Source organism: Bacillus sp. CDB3, from assembly GCF_002081505.1.
In the GTDB taxonomy this organism is placed as follows: domain Bacteria; phylum Bacillota; class Bacilli; order Bacillales; family Bacillaceae_G; genus Bacillus_A; species Bacillus_A cereus_AT.
In genome coordinates this window covers 51,203-68,200 of the sequence record NZ_ALBR01000099.1, presented here as the reverse complement: position 1 = coordinate 68,200, position 16,998 = coordinate 51,203, and the positions used below count along the sequence as shown (strand labels likewise).

The following is a 16,998-nucleotide window of genomic DNA, read 5'->3' as shown; positions in this document are numbered from 1 at the left end:
GTAATTTTACACTATACAAGAGAGGGAGATGTATGATGGACAAGCAAGAATTCATTGGATTAGTCAATTCAAAATTAAAACTCATTCGTGTTGAGAGCGATTTATCACAAGATAAAATGTCAGAAATTATTGGTTTATCGAAGAAAACATTAGTGGAAATTGAAAAAGGAAGACGCACACTAACATGGGCAGGCGCAGTTTGTGTCGTAACACTCTTCGAACAGAGCGATACAGTCCAAATGACATTCGGGGATGATGTGAATGAAATTATAAAAACGATCGCTTTTACACACTACAATACGAACTTCCCGAAGACTTTAGGAGGAAAAGTATGGTGGCGACAAATAAAAGAATTAAACGGTTACCAAATCCAACAAAATATTTTATCACAACATTATAGAATTTTAGATACAGAAGACCACAGAATATGCCACTCATTCGAATTGGATGAAATTGAAAAGCGATTTATGGAAATGGCAAAAGCATCTCAATAAAGTAAAACTTTAATCAGTGGGGTTTTACTGCCCTTTAATACGGGATAAAATAAATTTCGGAGTATAATTCAAATGAAAAAACAGACAAATATCACGATTTTAAATACGCTAATCATTAGCACCTTAGTATTCAATTTATTTATTTACACATCGAGAATAAGCTTTTTACCTTGGTATATTGAAGATGGATGGGGATATTTAGGATTATTATTTACATCCTTTATTTTCTTACTTTGCTTCTTTCAATCTTCGAAGCTTCATAAAGGTGGAAAGTTAACTACGCTACAAAAGTTCATTCCACTTGCTTCTGCCGCACTTTCAATCTTTGTTCTTATCACTCCATCAAGTGATTTTATGACTATATTAGCCAATCTGATCAATACAATCATATTAACAATTTATATAATTGTATTTCAGACAATGCCTAATGTAAGCAATAAGAAGCTATTACATTAAAGGGGAGAGTTATTCTACAAAATAACTCTCCCTAAGTATAAACCTCTATTCTATTTACTTACTCATCACTGTATTTCTTCTTTGCTTATACAAATAAGCACCACTCACAACAACAAAAACGATCCCGCCAAAATACGCGCCATACTTTATCGCAACTGCTACAATACTTTCAATATGTTGTCCAAATAAAGAACCGAGCACAAAATAAACAAGTGTCCAAACGAACCCTGTCGTATAGGAATATAAAGCATACGTCTTAAATGACATGTTATTCATTCCAACTAAATACGGCACAATATGTCTTACAACAGGTATGAAATAACTTGTAACTAACGCATAATGACCGTATTTTCCAACCATCTGTTGCGATTTTAAAAGATATTTTGCTTTTTTCTTTTTCATTAGCTTATCAAGTACTTTCGTACCAAATACTTTTCCTAATATATAACCTAAAGAAAGCCCTGATACAACGCCTAAATATGTTAAGACAAAAGCGGGAATTACATTTAATATGCCTAATGATGATACGAAACCGCCACTCATTACAATCATTTCATCGGGAATTGGCATACCGACAATCCCGAGCCATAAACAGAAAAATAATGCCCAATAACCGTACTGCTCAATGTATGATAATAATTCATGTAATTCCATTATGCATACGCCCTCCGTAATTCTTTTTTGCAGCTAAAGACGTAAGCCGGCGGAACATTTAACCACACTTTTTTCAATGTAATTTCAGGAAAGAAGTGCTGTATAAATCCCTTTTTCACAAGTGAATATTGAAATGTAATAAATTCACCGTTCTCATGTATGGCTTCCATTACATTATTTAAAATACGCTTTGAAACCTCTTCTGGTAAAGAAGTAAAAGGCAATCCTGATAAGACATAATCGATGTAGTCTATATTTAACTCTTTCATATACTTCTTTATATTTTCCGCTGAACCGTGTATAACAATGATGTTCTGCTCACCTTTAAACTTTCTCTTTAACTCTTTAAAAAACACTTCATTAATTTCAATAAGAAGTAATACCGTCTCCTTCTTCTTTCGCTTCATAATTTCTTTCGTAAAAGCTCCTGTGCCAGGACCTAGCTCTACAATGCATTCCGCTCTATTGAAATCAATTACATCTACCATTTTTTTTGCTAATATTTTAGAACTCGGTGCAACTGCACCGGTATGTTTCGGATGTTTTATAAATTCAGTTAAGAATGTTATGAGCTGCATGTACTCTCCCCATTCGTTCAATAGTTTTTAACTTGTTTCTAAGTATAACTATCGTTTCTTAATAAAAATTGAGGAGATTTCTTAAGATTTTATTAAGAATTAAAAAGCAGTATCTGTCATTCATTCTTATACATGAAACATTTCGTATTCCACATATAAATATCTCCTTTACATTTATTAATTTGGTATAATGGATATAAAAGAGAACTTTTATGGAAGGTACCATCGCTATGTTTATTTTCATACAATATCTGCGAAAATTAATCTATAAATCGCCTTTCATTTCTATCAAATATATGTAATCCTTTGCATGTAAGCAGAAAAATTCGAATAATAAAAAATTTATCCCTTATAGAAACGACTGTATATCTAAGTATGAATATTTGTTATTTCAAAACTATTTAAAAGGAGAAGATAATGAATAATCCCATCGACCTACAGCACTTATGTGATCTTGTACATAGAACTTTTCTTGTTCCTGTTCAATTTTTATCTACTGATAGAAAAATTTTATATGAATCTACTTCTCATACGATTGGTAGTCCATTTTATTCTTCTAAAGAAGAACATTTTAATGAAATTTATCAAGAAAACGCTCCTTGTAATTTCCCAATTTTCAAAGGGAATAAGTATCTTGAGAATTTCATTAGCATCCATATAACAAATCATGAGCATATAAAAGGAACGATTATAATCGGCCCTACTACTTATCCAAAAGTGTCCGATGAAATGGCCATCAAACTTATGGAATATTTTAATTGTACTAATATACAAAAAGGAATAGACTACTATCAATTTCTGCCCGAGATTAAAAAAAGCACTCTAATTGATATAAGTATTTGGTTACATTACGTAGTTTTCAATGAAAAATTAGATAGAGATATTGTTTGGAAAAAAAATAAATTACTAGAAGATGTTTCTTACAAAATTGTAAATCCTGATTTATATATTTCAAAACGTCGTCGGCATGATCCGCAAAATTATGACATGTCATTGGAACGTAAATTTTTTTCAGCAATTAAAGAAGGAAATAAAGAACAAGTAATACAATATGCGTATTCATTTCCACAAGAGGATGCGGCGATTTCATCAAAAGGAGATCAACTCAGAAATCAAAAAAACAATGGTATTATCGCAATTACTTTAGCTATTCGATATGCGATAGCTGGTAATCTTCCATCACATATTGCTTTTTCACTTGGTACTTTATATATCCAAACCATTGAAAAACTAGATAACATGTACTCCGTAAATAGATTAATTGAAGATGCCTTATGTACTTTTGCAGAACGTGTTAAAGAATATAGTAATCAAGCATATTCTAATTCAATAACTACATGCCTAAATCATATTCACAAACATATTTACGATGAAATATCTCTCAATGATCTTGCTAGCCTTTTAGAGATTTCTCCTACTTATTTATCTAAGTTGTTTAAAAAAGAAGTAAGGATTCCTTTAAGTGAATATATTCAAAGAGAACGAGTAGAAGAAGCCAAAAAGTTATTAACATTAACAACATATCCATTATCGGATATTTGTGCTTGGCTTAATTTTAATGATCAAAGTTATTTCACAAGAGTTTTCAAAAAAATTACTAGTATGACCCCTAGACAATATCGGGAAAATCATACTGTAATATAGAAGCGATTTCTTAACACTAGGTGAGATAGATATAATACTAGCTCACCTATATATAGAATTCACCAATTCAATACATCCCATCATTTGTGAGTAGTAATACTCTCACCTCAAAATCAGTCGATTGTTTCTTCTTTTTTATATTCTTTCTATTTATCTTTACACGCCCTTATTTCCCTTAATCCTAATAAAGTTCTAGCCCCTTCAAAAAAGTACAATAATGACAAACAAATTACTATAAATAAGTTGATAAATTTGATAATTTTTTAGTACTAAGCTAATTCGTCATAATTTCTTCATTATATAAGTTTTATAGCAGACTACTTCTCAAAATAGGCTTTTTATACAGTGTATTCAGTTCAAGAACATAAGAAATTTAGCGCTTAAATTAATAGTAATTAAATAGTAACTGTTCTTCCTAGGTCAGAAAGATACAGAAAATATATTGTTAGGAGAATATAAGGCATGAGTAGCGCAAATATATCAAAGGATAGAGGTACATCGAAAGTGATTCAAATGACTATTACACCTGAACAATCTGCTGGCACACGCAAGGTTATTAAAGGACCAATAAGAGTATCACCACAAAACGATAGAGAGCGGATTGAAGATCTTCTATTACAGTCATTCATTTCCGAAAAAGAAATATTAATCACTTATTATGAAGATTGTTATTTTCCTTCAAGCCGTATGACTGTAATTGAAATAAACCCTTTGAAGCGTTATGTAATATGCATAGATACCTTTGACTATAAACATACCTTTAATTTTATAGACATAATTGATGCGCATTAATTATGTCTATAAAATTCATGCTATTCCCATCGAGTAATATGTAACATTTCATTTTTATCCTTTTATTAATATAATCAGAATAATAGACTTGTAGTACACAAATTCTGTTTGCCTATTCCCTCCCCAAATGTTACTTTGTTTATCTCTCACTAGCGCTTATCAAAACAAAAAATAGTGATTCACCTGACTAAAAAATCAGGTGAATCACTATTTTATAATTCTTATTTACTTACAGCTACCATCTATTACTTCGCGCTCACAATCTTATAATAAGAACGAACTGTTAAGAAGTAATATCCGATATAAATGACACCATATACTCCGATACTAATTAGAAGCGGGATCATAATTTCAAATGGTAATATATTTGCTAATCCTTTTAGTGCAAATAAGCTGTGTAAAATACCGATTACTAACGGAATAGCGAAGATAAAGCTCACTTGTTTTGCGATAGCTTTCTTCATCTCTTGCTTCGTTACACCAACTTTATGAAGGACAACGTAACGATCACGGTCAGCACTTGCTTCTGTAAGCTGCTTGAAGTAAATGATTGAGCCTGTCGCTAATAGGAATACTAATCCTAAAAACAGTCCGATGAACATCATTAACCCTGTCGTTTCAAGCCCCATTTGGAATCCTGTATAGAAATCTTCAAATGGCTTTAAAACTTCTGATTCACTAGCTGGCATAACACCTGCTAATTTCGCTGTTAACTCTTTACTATTTCGCTCACCTTTTACATCAATATTTTTTACAATGCGCGTTTCGTTTACTTGTTTCGCTTGCTCATATGTTTGATCCGGAACGATTACAAATAGTTCATTTAAGTTTGTAACACTTCTACTATTTACGCCTTTAATCTTTAACTCTTTTGATTCATTTCCAACAGGGAATACAGCTGTATTTCCTGTGTAAAGAGGACCAAAATCAAGCTTTTCAATATATAAGCTATCGTATACAAAAGCTTCATTCGTACTTAAATTTACAGGTTCTACATCTAAATGTTTCGCAAGTGCATTAAAGTTTGATTGAGAAATAAGCTCGTACTGCTTCGTAACATTATAGTGTGTGTTCAGAACTTGATCCGCTCTTTCACCTTTAAATGTTCCTTTCACAGGAATCATTTCAACTTCTGCTTCATATGTCACTGGATGATTCTTCTTCTCTCCAGCAAGTATTTCATTTACTTTTTTATCTAATGCTTCATCTTTTTTCTCATAAGAATAACTATATGGTGCAGCTACTTTTGATTGCGTGAATGTATTGTAATACATCGTAACTGACGTACCAACCGCCGTTAATGTTACTGCACTTAAAATAGCAATTGTCGCAAGTGATTTCGCGTTTCCTTTAATACGATATAGTAACTGTGATGTCGTTACCATATTCATACCGTTATAAAACGCTGACTTATTATTTCTTGCACGTTTCAATACAAATACTGTGAAGAACATGAATAATAAATAAGTCCCTGCTACTGTCGCTAATAAAATGTATAATGCAACGACCATAAAGTCTGCATACATAACTGCTTTCATGTACATTAATGCTAAGAAATAACCTGAACCGATTAAGAAAACTGAAATTAATGCCATAATGACAGATCCTTTTGGCATTGCTTCTCCTTCACGTTCTGCGCGGAAAAGTTCAATTAACTTAAAACGATAAATTAAACGATATCCTTGAAGTGATGTATATAAAATAATCACAAAGAAAATAATTGCTGTATCAATAATCGCAGCCATCGGTACTTCAAAATGAACATTTAAGTTTAGTCCCATCATACTTACTAATAACTCAAGGAATAATTTTGAAAGAACGCTACCGATTGCAATCCCGATAATTAAAGACATTAATCCCATTAACATATTTTCATAAAAGAGCATTTTACCGATTTGTTTTTTACGAATACCGAGTAACGAATACAGTCCAACTTCTTTTTTACGCTTCCGTGTAAAGAAACCGTTCGAATATATAATGAACACTGCTACGAAAATGATAAGCATCACACTGGAAACTTGGAACGCTCCACTAATTTTTTTAGAAGCTTCCGCAGCTTTTTCCATTTGTGAATTGTACTGCAGTGCTTTAAATGTAAAGTAAATTACAATACTAAATATCATAGATGCAAAATATACAAAGTAGTCTTTAAAGTTCCGCTGTATGTTGCGGAGGGCAATGCTAGATAAGGTCATCAGCCATACCTCCAGAAATGGAAGACATCACATCCACGACTTTTTGGAAGAACTGTTTACGCGTTGATTCACCGCGGTGTAATTCTTTATATAACTCACCATCTTTAATGAAAACAACTCGTTTACAATAACTTGCCGCAAATGCATCGTGCGTTACCATTAAAATTGTTGAGTTATCATATTCATTTAACGACTTCATACTTTCAAGTAAATCTGTTGCAGATTTAGAATCAAGCGCTCCAGTTGGCTCGTCCCCGAAAATCATACTCGGATTTGTAACAATTGCACGTGATGCCGCACAGCGCTGCTTCTGTCCACCGGATACTTGATATGGGAACTGACTTAAAATATGATCAATACCGAATTTCTTTGATATTTCAAGAACGCGGCGATCAATCTCACTCGCTTTCACCTTTGACAACGCAAGAGGTAACGCAATATTTTCTTTCACCGTTAACGTATCTAATAAGTTATAATCTTGGAAAATGAAACCTAAATGATCACGGCGGAACAACGCCAGCTTATCATCATTCATCTTCACGATATCTTTTCCATCAATTAAAATTTCACCGTTCGTCGCATTATCAATTGTAGAAAGAACATTTAAAAGAGTCGTCTTACCCGAACCAGAAGGTCCCATAATTCCAACGAACTCACCTTCTTTTACTTGTAAGTTAATACCTTTTAAAGCTGCAAATTTATTCCCACCTGTGTCATATACTTTTTCAATATTTTTTGCTTCTAACACTGTTTTCATCTCGACATCCCTCATTTCTTCTATTCTCTATTTTCAACTATATACACTCTCTACTCTTGCCACTATCGATGTTTCTTACACAAACATGACAGTTATGTAAGGCACATAAGCGGAGAAATCAAAATTTAACCTAATGAGCTAAAGTACTTTGTTACTATAACATTGGGATATCATACCATCCATTCATTCTCCTTACAGAAACATTACATTTTTGTAAGGTGAAAAAGCTACCTACAAAGTTGTGCACGAAATGTCGGATGGAGCTATTTCGTTCCTGCTATTCTATGTACAGAGGAGGTCATAATATGGATTCACTTAAAAATATGAATGCAGCAATGCACTATATTGAAGATAACCTTACTAATGAAATTGATTTTAAAGAAGTTGTGAGGCTAGCACTCTGCTCCGAGTATCACTTTAAAAGGATGTTTTCATTTCTAGCTGGCATATCACTGTCAGATTATATTCGCTGTAGACGTCTTACTCTCGCTGCCTTTGAACTAAAAAACAGCAATATAAAAGTCATTGATGTTGCTATAAAATATGGCTACAATTCACCAGATTCATTTGCACGTGCATTTCAAAATTTGCATGGCATAACGCCTTCAGAAGCTCGAAGTACTAGTCATTTTTTGAAAGCTTATTCACCAATGACCTTCCAATTATCTATTCAAGGGGGAAATGAAATGCACTATCGAATTGAAGAAAAAGACTCATTTCGAATTATAGGTATTACAAAACGAGTACCAATCGTTTTCAATGGTGTAAATGAAGAAATTGCTTCTATGTGGAAAAGTTTAAACCCACAGTCCATTCAAACATTAAAGATGCTTTCAAATGTGGAACCCGATGGAATCATTAGTGCATCTACTAACTTTTCTGAAGGAAGAATGGAGGAAAAAGGCGAACTCGATCATTATATTGGAGTAGCCACAACGAAAGATTGTCCAGAGCAATTCAAACAACTTGAAGTCGCTGCTTCAACATGGGCTATATTTGAAGCTGTCGGTCCATTTCCTGATGCATTACAAAATGTGTGGGGACGTATTTATTCCGAATGGTTCCCTTCTTCGGACTACGAACTAGCGGAAGGACCGGAAATATTGTGGAATGAAAGTAAAGACGTATCATCGCCGAATTTCAGAAGCGAGATATGGATACCTGTTTTAAAAAGTAATATAAAGGTCTAAACTTTTTCAAAATAAAGAAGCTGCTCTTCCTCTTTAAAGGAAAAGCAGCTTTTTATCCCGTAAACGCCCGATTGGTGAAGCCTAATAATCAGTGGGGGATGGCCCCCACTGATTAAAGTTTCACTTTATTTTATACTTCTTCTCGACTCGTTCTTATACAAGAAAATAGTAATAATCACAAGCACTATAACAACTAAAAAAGTAAATACTCTGTAGTTCGAGATAGTAGCGGTACCAATTAGCAAGGCAGGTATAACAGCCACAATTAAGCCACCAAACATACCAACAAACGATCCTACACTTTGTTTTACTACTTGCGTTTCTGATACCCAATCATAATACCCAAATCGATTATTAACAAAAATCCCCCATACTGCCGAAAAGAATGAATATGTTATTGGTGTTATTACGATTAAAAGAGAACTCCAAATATCTAGTTTTAACCCTATTATCAGTAATACGGCACTAATAAGTGATGCAGGTACACTCAATGAAAGATTCATAAGTATTTTACTGTCATAAATCATCTTTGGCGCTATAGGCAGTGACTTAATAATCCATACATTTTTTCCTTCTAAAGACAATGACACACATGTTGTACACGTCATCGAAATCGCTGCTGCAATAGCAAATGGCGCAATCTTTTGCAAAATATCCTCAATTCCAGGATACGCTATCAATTGACTTGGCCCTACTACAACTATAGCCAGCGAGAAAGCTATCGCCATCACGACTCCCATTCCACTATTTATGACATACACTGTAGAAGAAAAGAAACGCTTCATCTCTTTTTTATACAATGCAACCAATACACTTTCTTTTCTCATACTATTAATCTCATAATTTGAAAGCATGTGATAAGTGGAGATTCTTGTGTTTATTTGCTTATATTTTAGCGAAAGTATTTTTACAAAAAGATAATACCAAATAACTGATATCCCAACAAACAGGATAAAAGCTACAATATCAGCATGAACAATTGCCTTTTGAAACATGTTAGCTAATGGATACACTTTCGTTAATTGCTCTGAAACAATTGCACCAATCCCGTTCATATCATTAAGGCTATATTGAGCATTTCCGTTTTTTATCATAAAGAAACCAAATGTAATAATTACTATAAAACTTAAAATCGTAGTTATTTTATTCGTATTTTTAAATTTAGAAGCGATTGCCGTAATCCCAGCTCCAAAAATCGCTGCTATTGTTGTTGGGATTAAAGATGCTATAAACATACTGATGAACCACATAAAGTAAAAAGAAACTGATGGATTCTCATGTATGCAATACACAACTCCCATTGGTAGCATAATTATGATTGAAAAGATCGTATTCAGCAAGTATAAATACAAAAATCTACTTGCAATAACAGTACTTACACGAATCGGTAATGACATTAAAAAATCATAGTCCTTAAAAGCAAAAATTTCGCCATTTGCCTTAAATATAGTGAAAAACAACGTTAATATACTGCTAATAACTAGTGCATAAACTGGAATAATTTCGCTCATTCCTAGTTTCACCAATCCATATGCCGAGGTTCCGCAATACAACATTAACATGACACAAACTAGTGCAATAGCTGCTGAAAGTAAAATCTTATTCTGCCTCTTTTTCTTATCTTTTTCGTATTTAAAAGTGTTTAAACCGAGCTGCGTTATCAAACGGATTTTCAAAAGACCTAAACTATTAGTATTCATTAGCAAGCTCCTTCATAAAGAGCTCTTCCAATGAGCCTTCCTTTATTAAAGAATTCACTTCCCCTGAAAGTGCTAATTTCCCTCTATTAATCATCGCTATTTTATTACATAACTTCTCCGCCACATCTAAAACATGAGTAGAAAAGAAAATCGCACTTCCCTTTTCACAAAGCTCCTTCATAATACCTTTCAATACTACAGCAGCCTTTGGATCAAGACCAACGAAAGGTTCATCTAAAACTAATAATTTCGGTTTATGCAAAACCGCTGATATAATCGCCACTTTTTGTTTCATACCATGTGAATAAGAAGATATTAAATCTCCCAAGTGCGGTGTAATCTCAAAGGCATCTCCGTACTTTTGTATCTGCTTTTCCCGATCTTTTGCAGACACCTTAAAAACATCCGCAACAAAGTTTAAATATTGAATTCCTGTTAATTGCTCATATAAGTCTGGATTATCAGGAATATACGCCATTACTCTCTTACATGCAATCGGATCTTTTTTCACTGAATGTCCATCAACAAAAATTTCACCCTCTTCAAAATCTATAACTCCTACTAACGACTTAATTGTTGTACTTTTCCCCGCACCGTTATGTCCAATAAATCCAAAGATATCTCCTGCTTGAACAGTAATATTTAAATGATCTACTGCTTTCTTACCACCTTTGTATGTCTTGCTGAAATTCACAATTTCTAACATGTGACTTCCCCCAAACCGTCTTTTTAACTGAATTTTCAGACTAAAAAACGAAAATTTACTCAGGGAGCCTTTGTTATCTCCACTGAGTATTAAAATAATCTCTTAACATATAAAAACTAGAACTATAAAATTTGATTAGTGTAATTCAATCGCTTATTACTCACAATTGCATTTCTTTTTTATATAAAACGTAAGAATATAAATTCGTTATGATAACAGCGAATACTATAATCCCGAGCATCATATAAGATCTCCAATCAGCTGGAGTGAAAACACTTATAATCATAATAATTCCTAAAACCACAAATACTTTTCCGCTAAATCGATGCGTTTTCCGCCATACTTCTTCATTGCTTAACGTCCACGGATTACGCATCCCAACGAAAAAGTTAGGCTTACACTGTGGTAAATAATTACCCATCACTAAAAATAAAACACCAACTAATAATTCAGGAACCCGATTAATGAATAAGTTATATCCTAATCCACTTGTAATAATATCCATATTCCCTACAAATAGTAGCAATAGTATCCCGTTATTCATCATCATAAAAGCTTTAGAAAATTTCTCATAATTTGCTTTCCTTGGATCAATCTTTGGTATCACATTTAGAAATACATATAACGCAATCATAATTCCAACCATAGAAATCATTCCGTAAAGTTTAGAAGAATAGCCATCTACCTTACCACCACTCCAATGTGTCGCGATTGTATCCGGCAAATGAGGCCAAGCAAATGCCCACGCTACACAAGTTGTAAAAATTAACATAATTGCAAAAAGATGCTTCTTTATCTTTCCTGCACTCCCCTGTTTTTAATTCACTCGTTCTATGCTAGTTCTTTGTTATAAATAACATATGCTTTTATTGCTGATATGAAGGTATATATTAATATCACTCCACCCACCATAAATTTTATATTTTTCTATTAAGCGCCTATCTCTTTCTTATAAGCAACATAAGAATACCCCATCGTTAGTCCTACTGCCCCAATAATAATTCCAATCACCAAGAAAGATTTCCATGCTGCCGGTGCAAAAATACTTAAAATCATAATAACCCCTAATACAACAAACACCTTTCCGCTAAAACGGTGCGTCTTTCTCCACACTTCTTCGTTACTTAACGTCCACGGTGTTTTTATACCTACAAAGTAATTTGGTTTACATTGTGGTAAATAGTTGCCGATGACTATAAATAAAAGGCCAACAAGAATATACGGTGTACTATTCATCGGAATTTCGTAACCTAATCCTACCCCAATTACGAGCATGTTTACTAAAAATAATACTACTAATACGCTATAATTCATTATCGTATAACTTCTAGAAAATTTATCGTAATTCTTTTTCTTAGGATCAATTTTAGGAGTAACTGTTAATAAAACATAGGTGAAAATCATAATTCCAAGTAGCAACAGCATTGCATGAAACTTGGAAGCATAACCATTTACACCTTCAGTTCCCCAATGAATTGCCATTGTGTCAGGTAAATTCGGCCATGCATATGCCCAAGCTAGACCAGCTATAAAAATTAATATAATTGCGACAAGATGCTTTTTCATTTGCTCTCCTCCCCCTTATTCGTAAACGTAAACACCCAGGTCAATAAATCTTGAAATACAGTTGTGTTCAAAGAATACACAACGAATTGTCCTTTCTTTTCATCTTGAATGAGTTCAGCATTTTTAAGTGCACTTAAATGATGAGAAATACTTGGCTTCGTCATATTGAATTGTTCAGCAATTTCCCCAGCGGTTAAATCGCCTTCTTTTAATAAATCTAAAATCTTTCGCCTTGTTGGATCTGCTAATGCTTTGAATGCTTGATTCAATGTCTTTCTTCCTTTCGATAATTAGACATTTAGATATTTATCTAAATGTTAAAATGATTTTAGTTAATTGTCAATTATATATGCAGCCCTTTTTACTTTTTCCACTTTTGACCTATACTGTTTACTAGCTTATATTTCAACATAATGAAAAGACGAGAAACACATGGTACACTATAGCTACAATTGTTTTTTAGGAGGAATATACATATGTATAAAATTTTAATCGTTGAAGACGATCCAAATATTTCATCATTACTGCAATCTCACATTCAAAAGTACGGTTATGAAGCTGTTGTAGCGGAGAATTTCGATGATATTATGGAATCGTTTAACGCTGTGAAACCACATCTTGTTTTACTTGATGTAAACTTACCGAAATTCGATGGTTTCTACTGGTGCCGTCAAATTCGTCATGAATCTACTTGTCCAATTATTTTCATTTCAGCTCGTGCTGGTGAAATGGAGCAAATTATGGCGATTGAAAGTGGTGCAGATGATTACATTACGAAACCGTTCCACTACGACGTTGTAATGGCGAAAATTAAAGGGCAATTACGCCGCATTTACGGTGATTATGCACCAAATATTTCTGAGCGTATCGTTGAAGTTGAAGGACTAAAACTCTTCCCAGAACGTCCAGAAATTCACTTCGGATCTGAACAAGTTCTTTTAACGAAGAAAGAGGCAATTTTAGCGGAAATGTTATTATCTAAATTCCCTCGTACAGCGAGTCGTGAAGACCTACTAGCCGCTCTTTGGGACGATGAAAGCTTCGTTGAGGAAAATACATTAAACGTAAACATCACGCGTCTTCGTAAAAAGTTCAATGAGCTTGGTATTGAAAATGCTATTGAAACAGTACGTGGACTTGGGTATCGTTTTAACGCAACTTGGAGTGAATAAGCATGAAGCTATTTTTACGTGATCATTTTGCATTTTTCCTACTATATGTATTAAACTTCGGAATCATTTTCGTTCTTTATGATGCAGTAGACGGATTTCAAAATAATAAGTTTTACTTCATCGTTTTAAGCTTATACTTATTCATCTGTTTCCTCGCTTATCGTTACGTTCGTAACCGTAGAATGTACCACAGATTAAGTGAACCACCAGAGAAAATGGAAGATGCGTTTATTGAAAGAGCGACTGCTCCTATGCCCCACGGTGTAAACGAGCTCGTTCGTACGCAATATCGTCTATTCCAAAAAGACCTACAAACATTTGAAGTAAAACAGCAAGAACACCAATTGTTTATTAACCATTGGGTGCATCAAATGAAAACGCCGGTTTCTGTCATGCAACTTATGGTTCTTGAAATGGAAGATGAACATTTAATCCCGAAATTTAAAAAAGAATTAGAGCGACTAAATCAAGGACTCGATATGGCTTTATACATGGCAAGGTTAAATAACTTCCATGAAGACTTCCATGTTGAGACGATTTCATTAAAAGATACTGTAACAAAAAATATTAACGGATTAAAAGAACTATTCATTCGTAATGGCGTCTTCCCCGTTTTAGAAGTTCATTCTGATTTAAAAGTTGCTTCTGATGCGAAATGGCTAAAATTCATCATCTACCAGTTAATGACAAATGCTGTTCGTTATTCTGGTGAACGTGGAAAGAAAGTTTTCTTATCTGCTTATCGAAATGGAAAAGATATTATTTTAGAAGTTCGTGACGAAGGCGTCGGTATTCCACAAGAAGATGTTCGAAGAGTATTTGAACCATTTTACACCGGGAAAAATGGTCGTACATTCGGGGAATCCACTGGTATGGGGCTTTATATCGTAAGTAAAATTTGTGATTATTTAGGCCATTCTGTGAAACTAGACTCTGAAGTTGGTAAAGGCACGACGATTAAAATCATCTTCCACAACGCTGCAAATAATCAAGCAGAAAATACGAAGAAGGTGACCGAAGCATGATCGTAACATATGCTAGCAAAATGTATGAGAACTTACTCTCATACATTTTTTGCAATAAAACTACATATTGGCCTTCTAACGGGAGGCACATATTATGACATTTTGGCAATTTGCATTTAAAAATGTAACTCGCAACTCGAGAGCTTATTTTGCCTACTTTTTAAGCAGTGCCTTTTCAATTGCTGTTTTCTTTTCGTTTGCTGTTTATTTATTTCATCCGAAATTACAAAATTTCAGTATGATCTCTGAAGTTTCAGGATTAATGATTTTTTCAGAAGTTGTCATTGTATTGTTCTCTTTCTTCTTTTTACTATATTCAATCGGATCGTTTTTAAAAGTACGTAAAAAACAATTCGGCGTTTTGACCGTTTTAGGAATATCCAGAAAACAATTACACCGTCTCGTTTTTATGGAAAATATGTTAATCGGTATTTTATCTATCTTTTTCGGCATGCAGTTTGGTTTTGTATTTTCACAGTTTTTCTTATTAGTTACAGCCAAAATCACACACCTACCAGGGATATATTTATATTTGCCTACGAGTGCTTTCATTTTAACAACAATTGTTTTTCTTGGCCTTTTTATCGTTGTATCTACATTTACACCGATGCTCATTCGAACGAAAAAATCAGTGCACCTTTTAAAAGCAAATGGCGGGAAGCAAAAAGAACGAAAGCCATCCATACTGGTTTCACTATTTGGCGCTATATGTTTATTAGGCGGCTACGCTTTAGCTGGTAATTCAACATATTTCGCCTCATTAAGCCCCCAAATAGGGATGACCTATATGCTTTCAAGTATTTTTGTCATTCCGGCACTCGTTTCAATTGGAACATATTTTTTCTTTTCACAAATTAGTTTCTTGCTCATTCATATTTTGAAAAAGAGACGGAAATTTTATATGCGCCGTATTAATATGCTTTGGATTTCTGACTTATCAAGTCGCATTCGAACGAATATTAATATGCTTTTCATTGTAGCAATGTTATCTACGCTTGCTTTTACGATGATTACATTTTTATATAGCTTCGGGAAATTTGCAAAACTTGATGTTGAACGAAATTCATCATTCGCATTTTCTTATTTCTCATATGATGAGAATCCATTTACTTCCCAGCACTTAAATTGGCTGGAAGAGCAATTAAAAGATGGAAAATTCGCTTATAAAAAAACCAAAGTAGATTTATATGCTACACCTTTAAAAGCGGAAAGCGGTACGGAAATTTATTATGACATATATGCCATAAAACAAAGTGACTATAATAAACTTGCTACGTCAGTACAATTAAAACAACTATTTATGAATGACAATGAAACATACATATTACCTGGAGCCGCATATTTCCCATTGTTTAGTGCATTCGATCAAAATTACACTAGAACACATATTACACTAGCTAACACAAATTATAAGCTACAAGTAAAAGGGTTCGAAATAGATAATCCACTCCCTGCTTCTTTCGCATATGAAACGTTAGTATTATCTGATGCTGTCGTTAACAATTTACCAAATAACACAAAACATATAACAGCCTATAATTACAATGTAGAGAACTGGGAAAATACATATGCAATTGCTGATGAGTTTGTAAAACGAGTTGATAAAGACCGTGCGAGTGTTGAGCACGAAGGAGCGCTAGTTCGTGTTTTCGAAGCGGGTAATTCCCTATACAGAATCAAATCCGGAAGTGCTTCCTACTTCCTCATTGGTACATTCCTTGGGATTATTTTCTTTATTGGTGCTGGCAGTGTACTATACTTCCGTATGTATACAGATTTAACAACCGAACAAGAAAAGTATGTAACGATTACAAAGATTGGCTTAACAGAATCAGAAATGAAGCGCTCAGCGACCATTCAACTTGGCATCTTATTTTTTGTTCCATACATTATGGCTTCCATTCATACGATGTTCGCGACAAAGATGCTACAAGATGTTATAAATTTGTCGTTGTTTGCTGAAATTACGGTTGTACTTGTGATTTTTGGAACGGTTGAGATTATCTTTTTCCTATTAATTCGTTCACTTTATATGCAAAAGTTATCGCAACATATTAAGTTTTAAATAA

Annotated in this window: 17 protein-coding genes; 8 read left to right on the top strand and 9 right to left on the bottom strand. The window is 33.7% G+C overall.

Going from position 1 to position 16,998, the window contains the following annotated elements:
* Positions 1-35 precede the first annotated feature (35 nt).
* Entirely contained in the window at positions 36-494 is a 459-nt protein-coding gene (locus CDB3_RS26400; RefSeq protein WP_128856566.1) for a helix-turn-helix transcriptional regulator, read from the top strand.
* 72 nt (positions 495-566) lie between these two features.
* On the top strand, positions 567-950 hold the full coding sequence (locus CDB3_RS26395; protein WP_128856518.1) for a hypothetical protein: 384 nt from the start codon (positions 567-569) through the stop codon (positions 948-950).
* A 54-nt stretch (positions 951-1,004) separates the two neighbouring features.
* On the opposite strand, the gene CDB3_RS26390 is transcribed toward CDB3_RS26395, so the two are convergent.
* A complete protein-coding gene (locus tag CDB3_RS26390) occupies positions 1,005-1,604 on the bottom strand; it encodes a DedA family protein (RefSeq protein ID WP_128856517.1) in 600 nt (199 codons plus the stop codon).
* Positions 1,604-2,182, bottom strand: coding sequence for a class I SAM-dependent methyltransferase (locus tag CDB3_RS26385; protein WP_128856516.1), 579 nt, complete (start codon positions 2,180-2,182; stop codon positions 1,604-1,606). Before CDB3_RS26385 ends, CDB3_RS26390 begins: the two co-directional genes overlap by 1 nt.
* Positions 2,183-2,599: 417 nt before the next feature.
* On the opposite strand from CDB3_RS26385, the gene CDB3_RS26380 reads away from it, so the two are divergent.
* Positions 2,600-3,826: a helix-turn-helix domain-containing protein gene (locus CDB3_RS26380; protein ID WP_128856515.1), complete on the top strand. Its 1,227-nt coding sequence runs from the start codon at positions 2,600-2,602 to the stop codon at positions 3,824-3,826.
* A gap of 462 nt (positions 3,827-4,288) precedes the next feature.
* Positions 4,289-4,618 (top strand): YolD-like family protein, encoded by a 330-nt coding sequence (locus CDB3_RS26375; RefSeq protein ID WP_128856514.1) that lies wholly within the window; start codon positions 4,289-4,291, stop codon positions 4,616-4,618.
* A gap of 245 nt (positions 4,619-4,863) precedes the next feature.
* Here the strand turns inward: CDB3_RS26375 and CDB3_RS26370 are convergent, their stop codons facing one another.
* Complete coding sequence (locus tag CDB3_RS26370) at positions 4,864-6,813, bottom strand: ABC transporter permease (RefSeq protein ID WP_128856513.1); 1,950 nt, start codon at positions 6,811-6,813, stop codon at positions 4,864-4,866.
* A complete protein-coding gene (locus tag CDB3_RS26365; RefSeq protein ID WP_128856512.1) occupies positions 6,800-7,570 on the bottom strand; it encodes an ABC transporter ATP-binding protein in 771 nt (256 codons plus the stop codon). Before CDB3_RS26365 ends, CDB3_RS26370 begins: the two co-directional genes overlap by 14 nt.
* Positions 7,571-7,875: 305 nt before the next feature.
* On the opposite strand from CDB3_RS26365, the gene CDB3_RS26360 reads away from it, so the two are divergent.
* Positions 7,876-8,760, top strand: a complete 885-nt coding sequence (locus CDB3_RS26360) for an AraC family transcriptional regulator (protein ID WP_128856511.1) — start codon at positions 7,876-7,878, stop codon at positions 8,758-8,760.
* A gap of 125 nt (positions 8,761-8,885) precedes the next feature.
* On the opposite strand, the gene CDB3_RS26355 is transcribed toward CDB3_RS26360, so the two are convergent.
* The 5 genes from CDB3_RS26355 to CDB3_RS26335 all read right to left on the bottom strand — a co-directional run bounded on the left by CDB3_RS26355 (position 8,886) and on the right by CDB3_RS26335 (position 13,001).
* Positions 8,886-10,460 (bottom strand): permease, encoded by a 1,575-nt coding sequence (locus CDB3_RS26355; protein WP_128856510.1) that lies wholly within the window; start codon positions 10,458-10,460, stop codon positions 8,886-8,888.
* A complete protein-coding gene (locus CDB3_RS26350) occupies positions 10,450-11,166 on the bottom strand; it encodes an ABC transporter ATP-binding protein (protein WP_097829540.1) in 717 nt (238 codons plus the stop codon). Before CDB3_RS26350 ends, CDB3_RS26355 begins: the two co-directional genes overlap by 11 nt.
* A gap of 160 nt (positions 11,167-11,326) precedes the next feature.
* The gene (locus CDB3_RS26345; RefSeq protein WP_128856509.1) at positions 11,327-11,962 is read right to left on the bottom strand and encodes an SdpI family protein; all 636 of its coding nucleotides are present in this window, start codon (positions 11,960-11,962) and stop codon (positions 11,327-11,329) included.
* A 134-nt stretch (positions 11,963-12,096) separates the two neighbouring features.
* A complete protein-coding gene (locus CDB3_RS26340) occupies positions 12,097-12,732 on the bottom strand; it encodes an SdpI family protein (protein ID WP_128856508.1) in 636 nt (211 codons plus the stop codon).
* Positions 12,729-13,001, bottom strand: coding sequence for an autorepressor SdpR family transcription factor (locus CDB3_RS26335; protein ID WP_128856507.1), 273 nt, complete (start codon positions 12,999-13,001; stop codon positions 12,729-12,731). Before CDB3_RS26335 ends, CDB3_RS26340 begins: the two co-directional genes overlap by 4 nt.
* A 207-nt stretch (positions 13,002-13,208) precedes the next feature.
* Between CDB3_RS26335 and CDB3_RS26330 the strand changes: the two genes are divergently transcribed.
* The 3 genes from CDB3_RS26330 (at position 13,209) to CDB3_RS26320 (ending at position 16,994) form a co-directional block, all read left to right on the top strand.
* Positions 13,209-13,904: a response regulator transcription factor gene (locus CDB3_RS26330; protein ID WP_000276737.1), complete on the top strand. Its 696-nt coding sequence runs from the start codon at positions 13,209-13,211 to the stop codon at positions 13,902-13,904.
* A gap of 2 nt (positions 13,905-13,906) precedes the next feature.
* Positions 13,907-14,929: a sensor histidine kinase gene (locus CDB3_RS26325; RefSeq protein ID WP_128856506.1), complete on the top strand. Its 1,023-nt coding sequence runs from the start codon at positions 13,907-13,909 to the stop codon at positions 14,927-14,929.
* 94 nt (positions 14,930-15,023) lie between these two features.
* On the top strand, positions 15,024-16,994 hold the full coding sequence (locus CDB3_RS26320; RefSeq protein ID WP_128856505.1) for an FtsX-like permease family protein: 1,971 nt from the start codon (positions 15,024-15,026) through the stop codon (positions 16,992-16,994).
* The last annotated feature ends 4 nt before the right edge of the window (positions 16,995-16,998 follow it).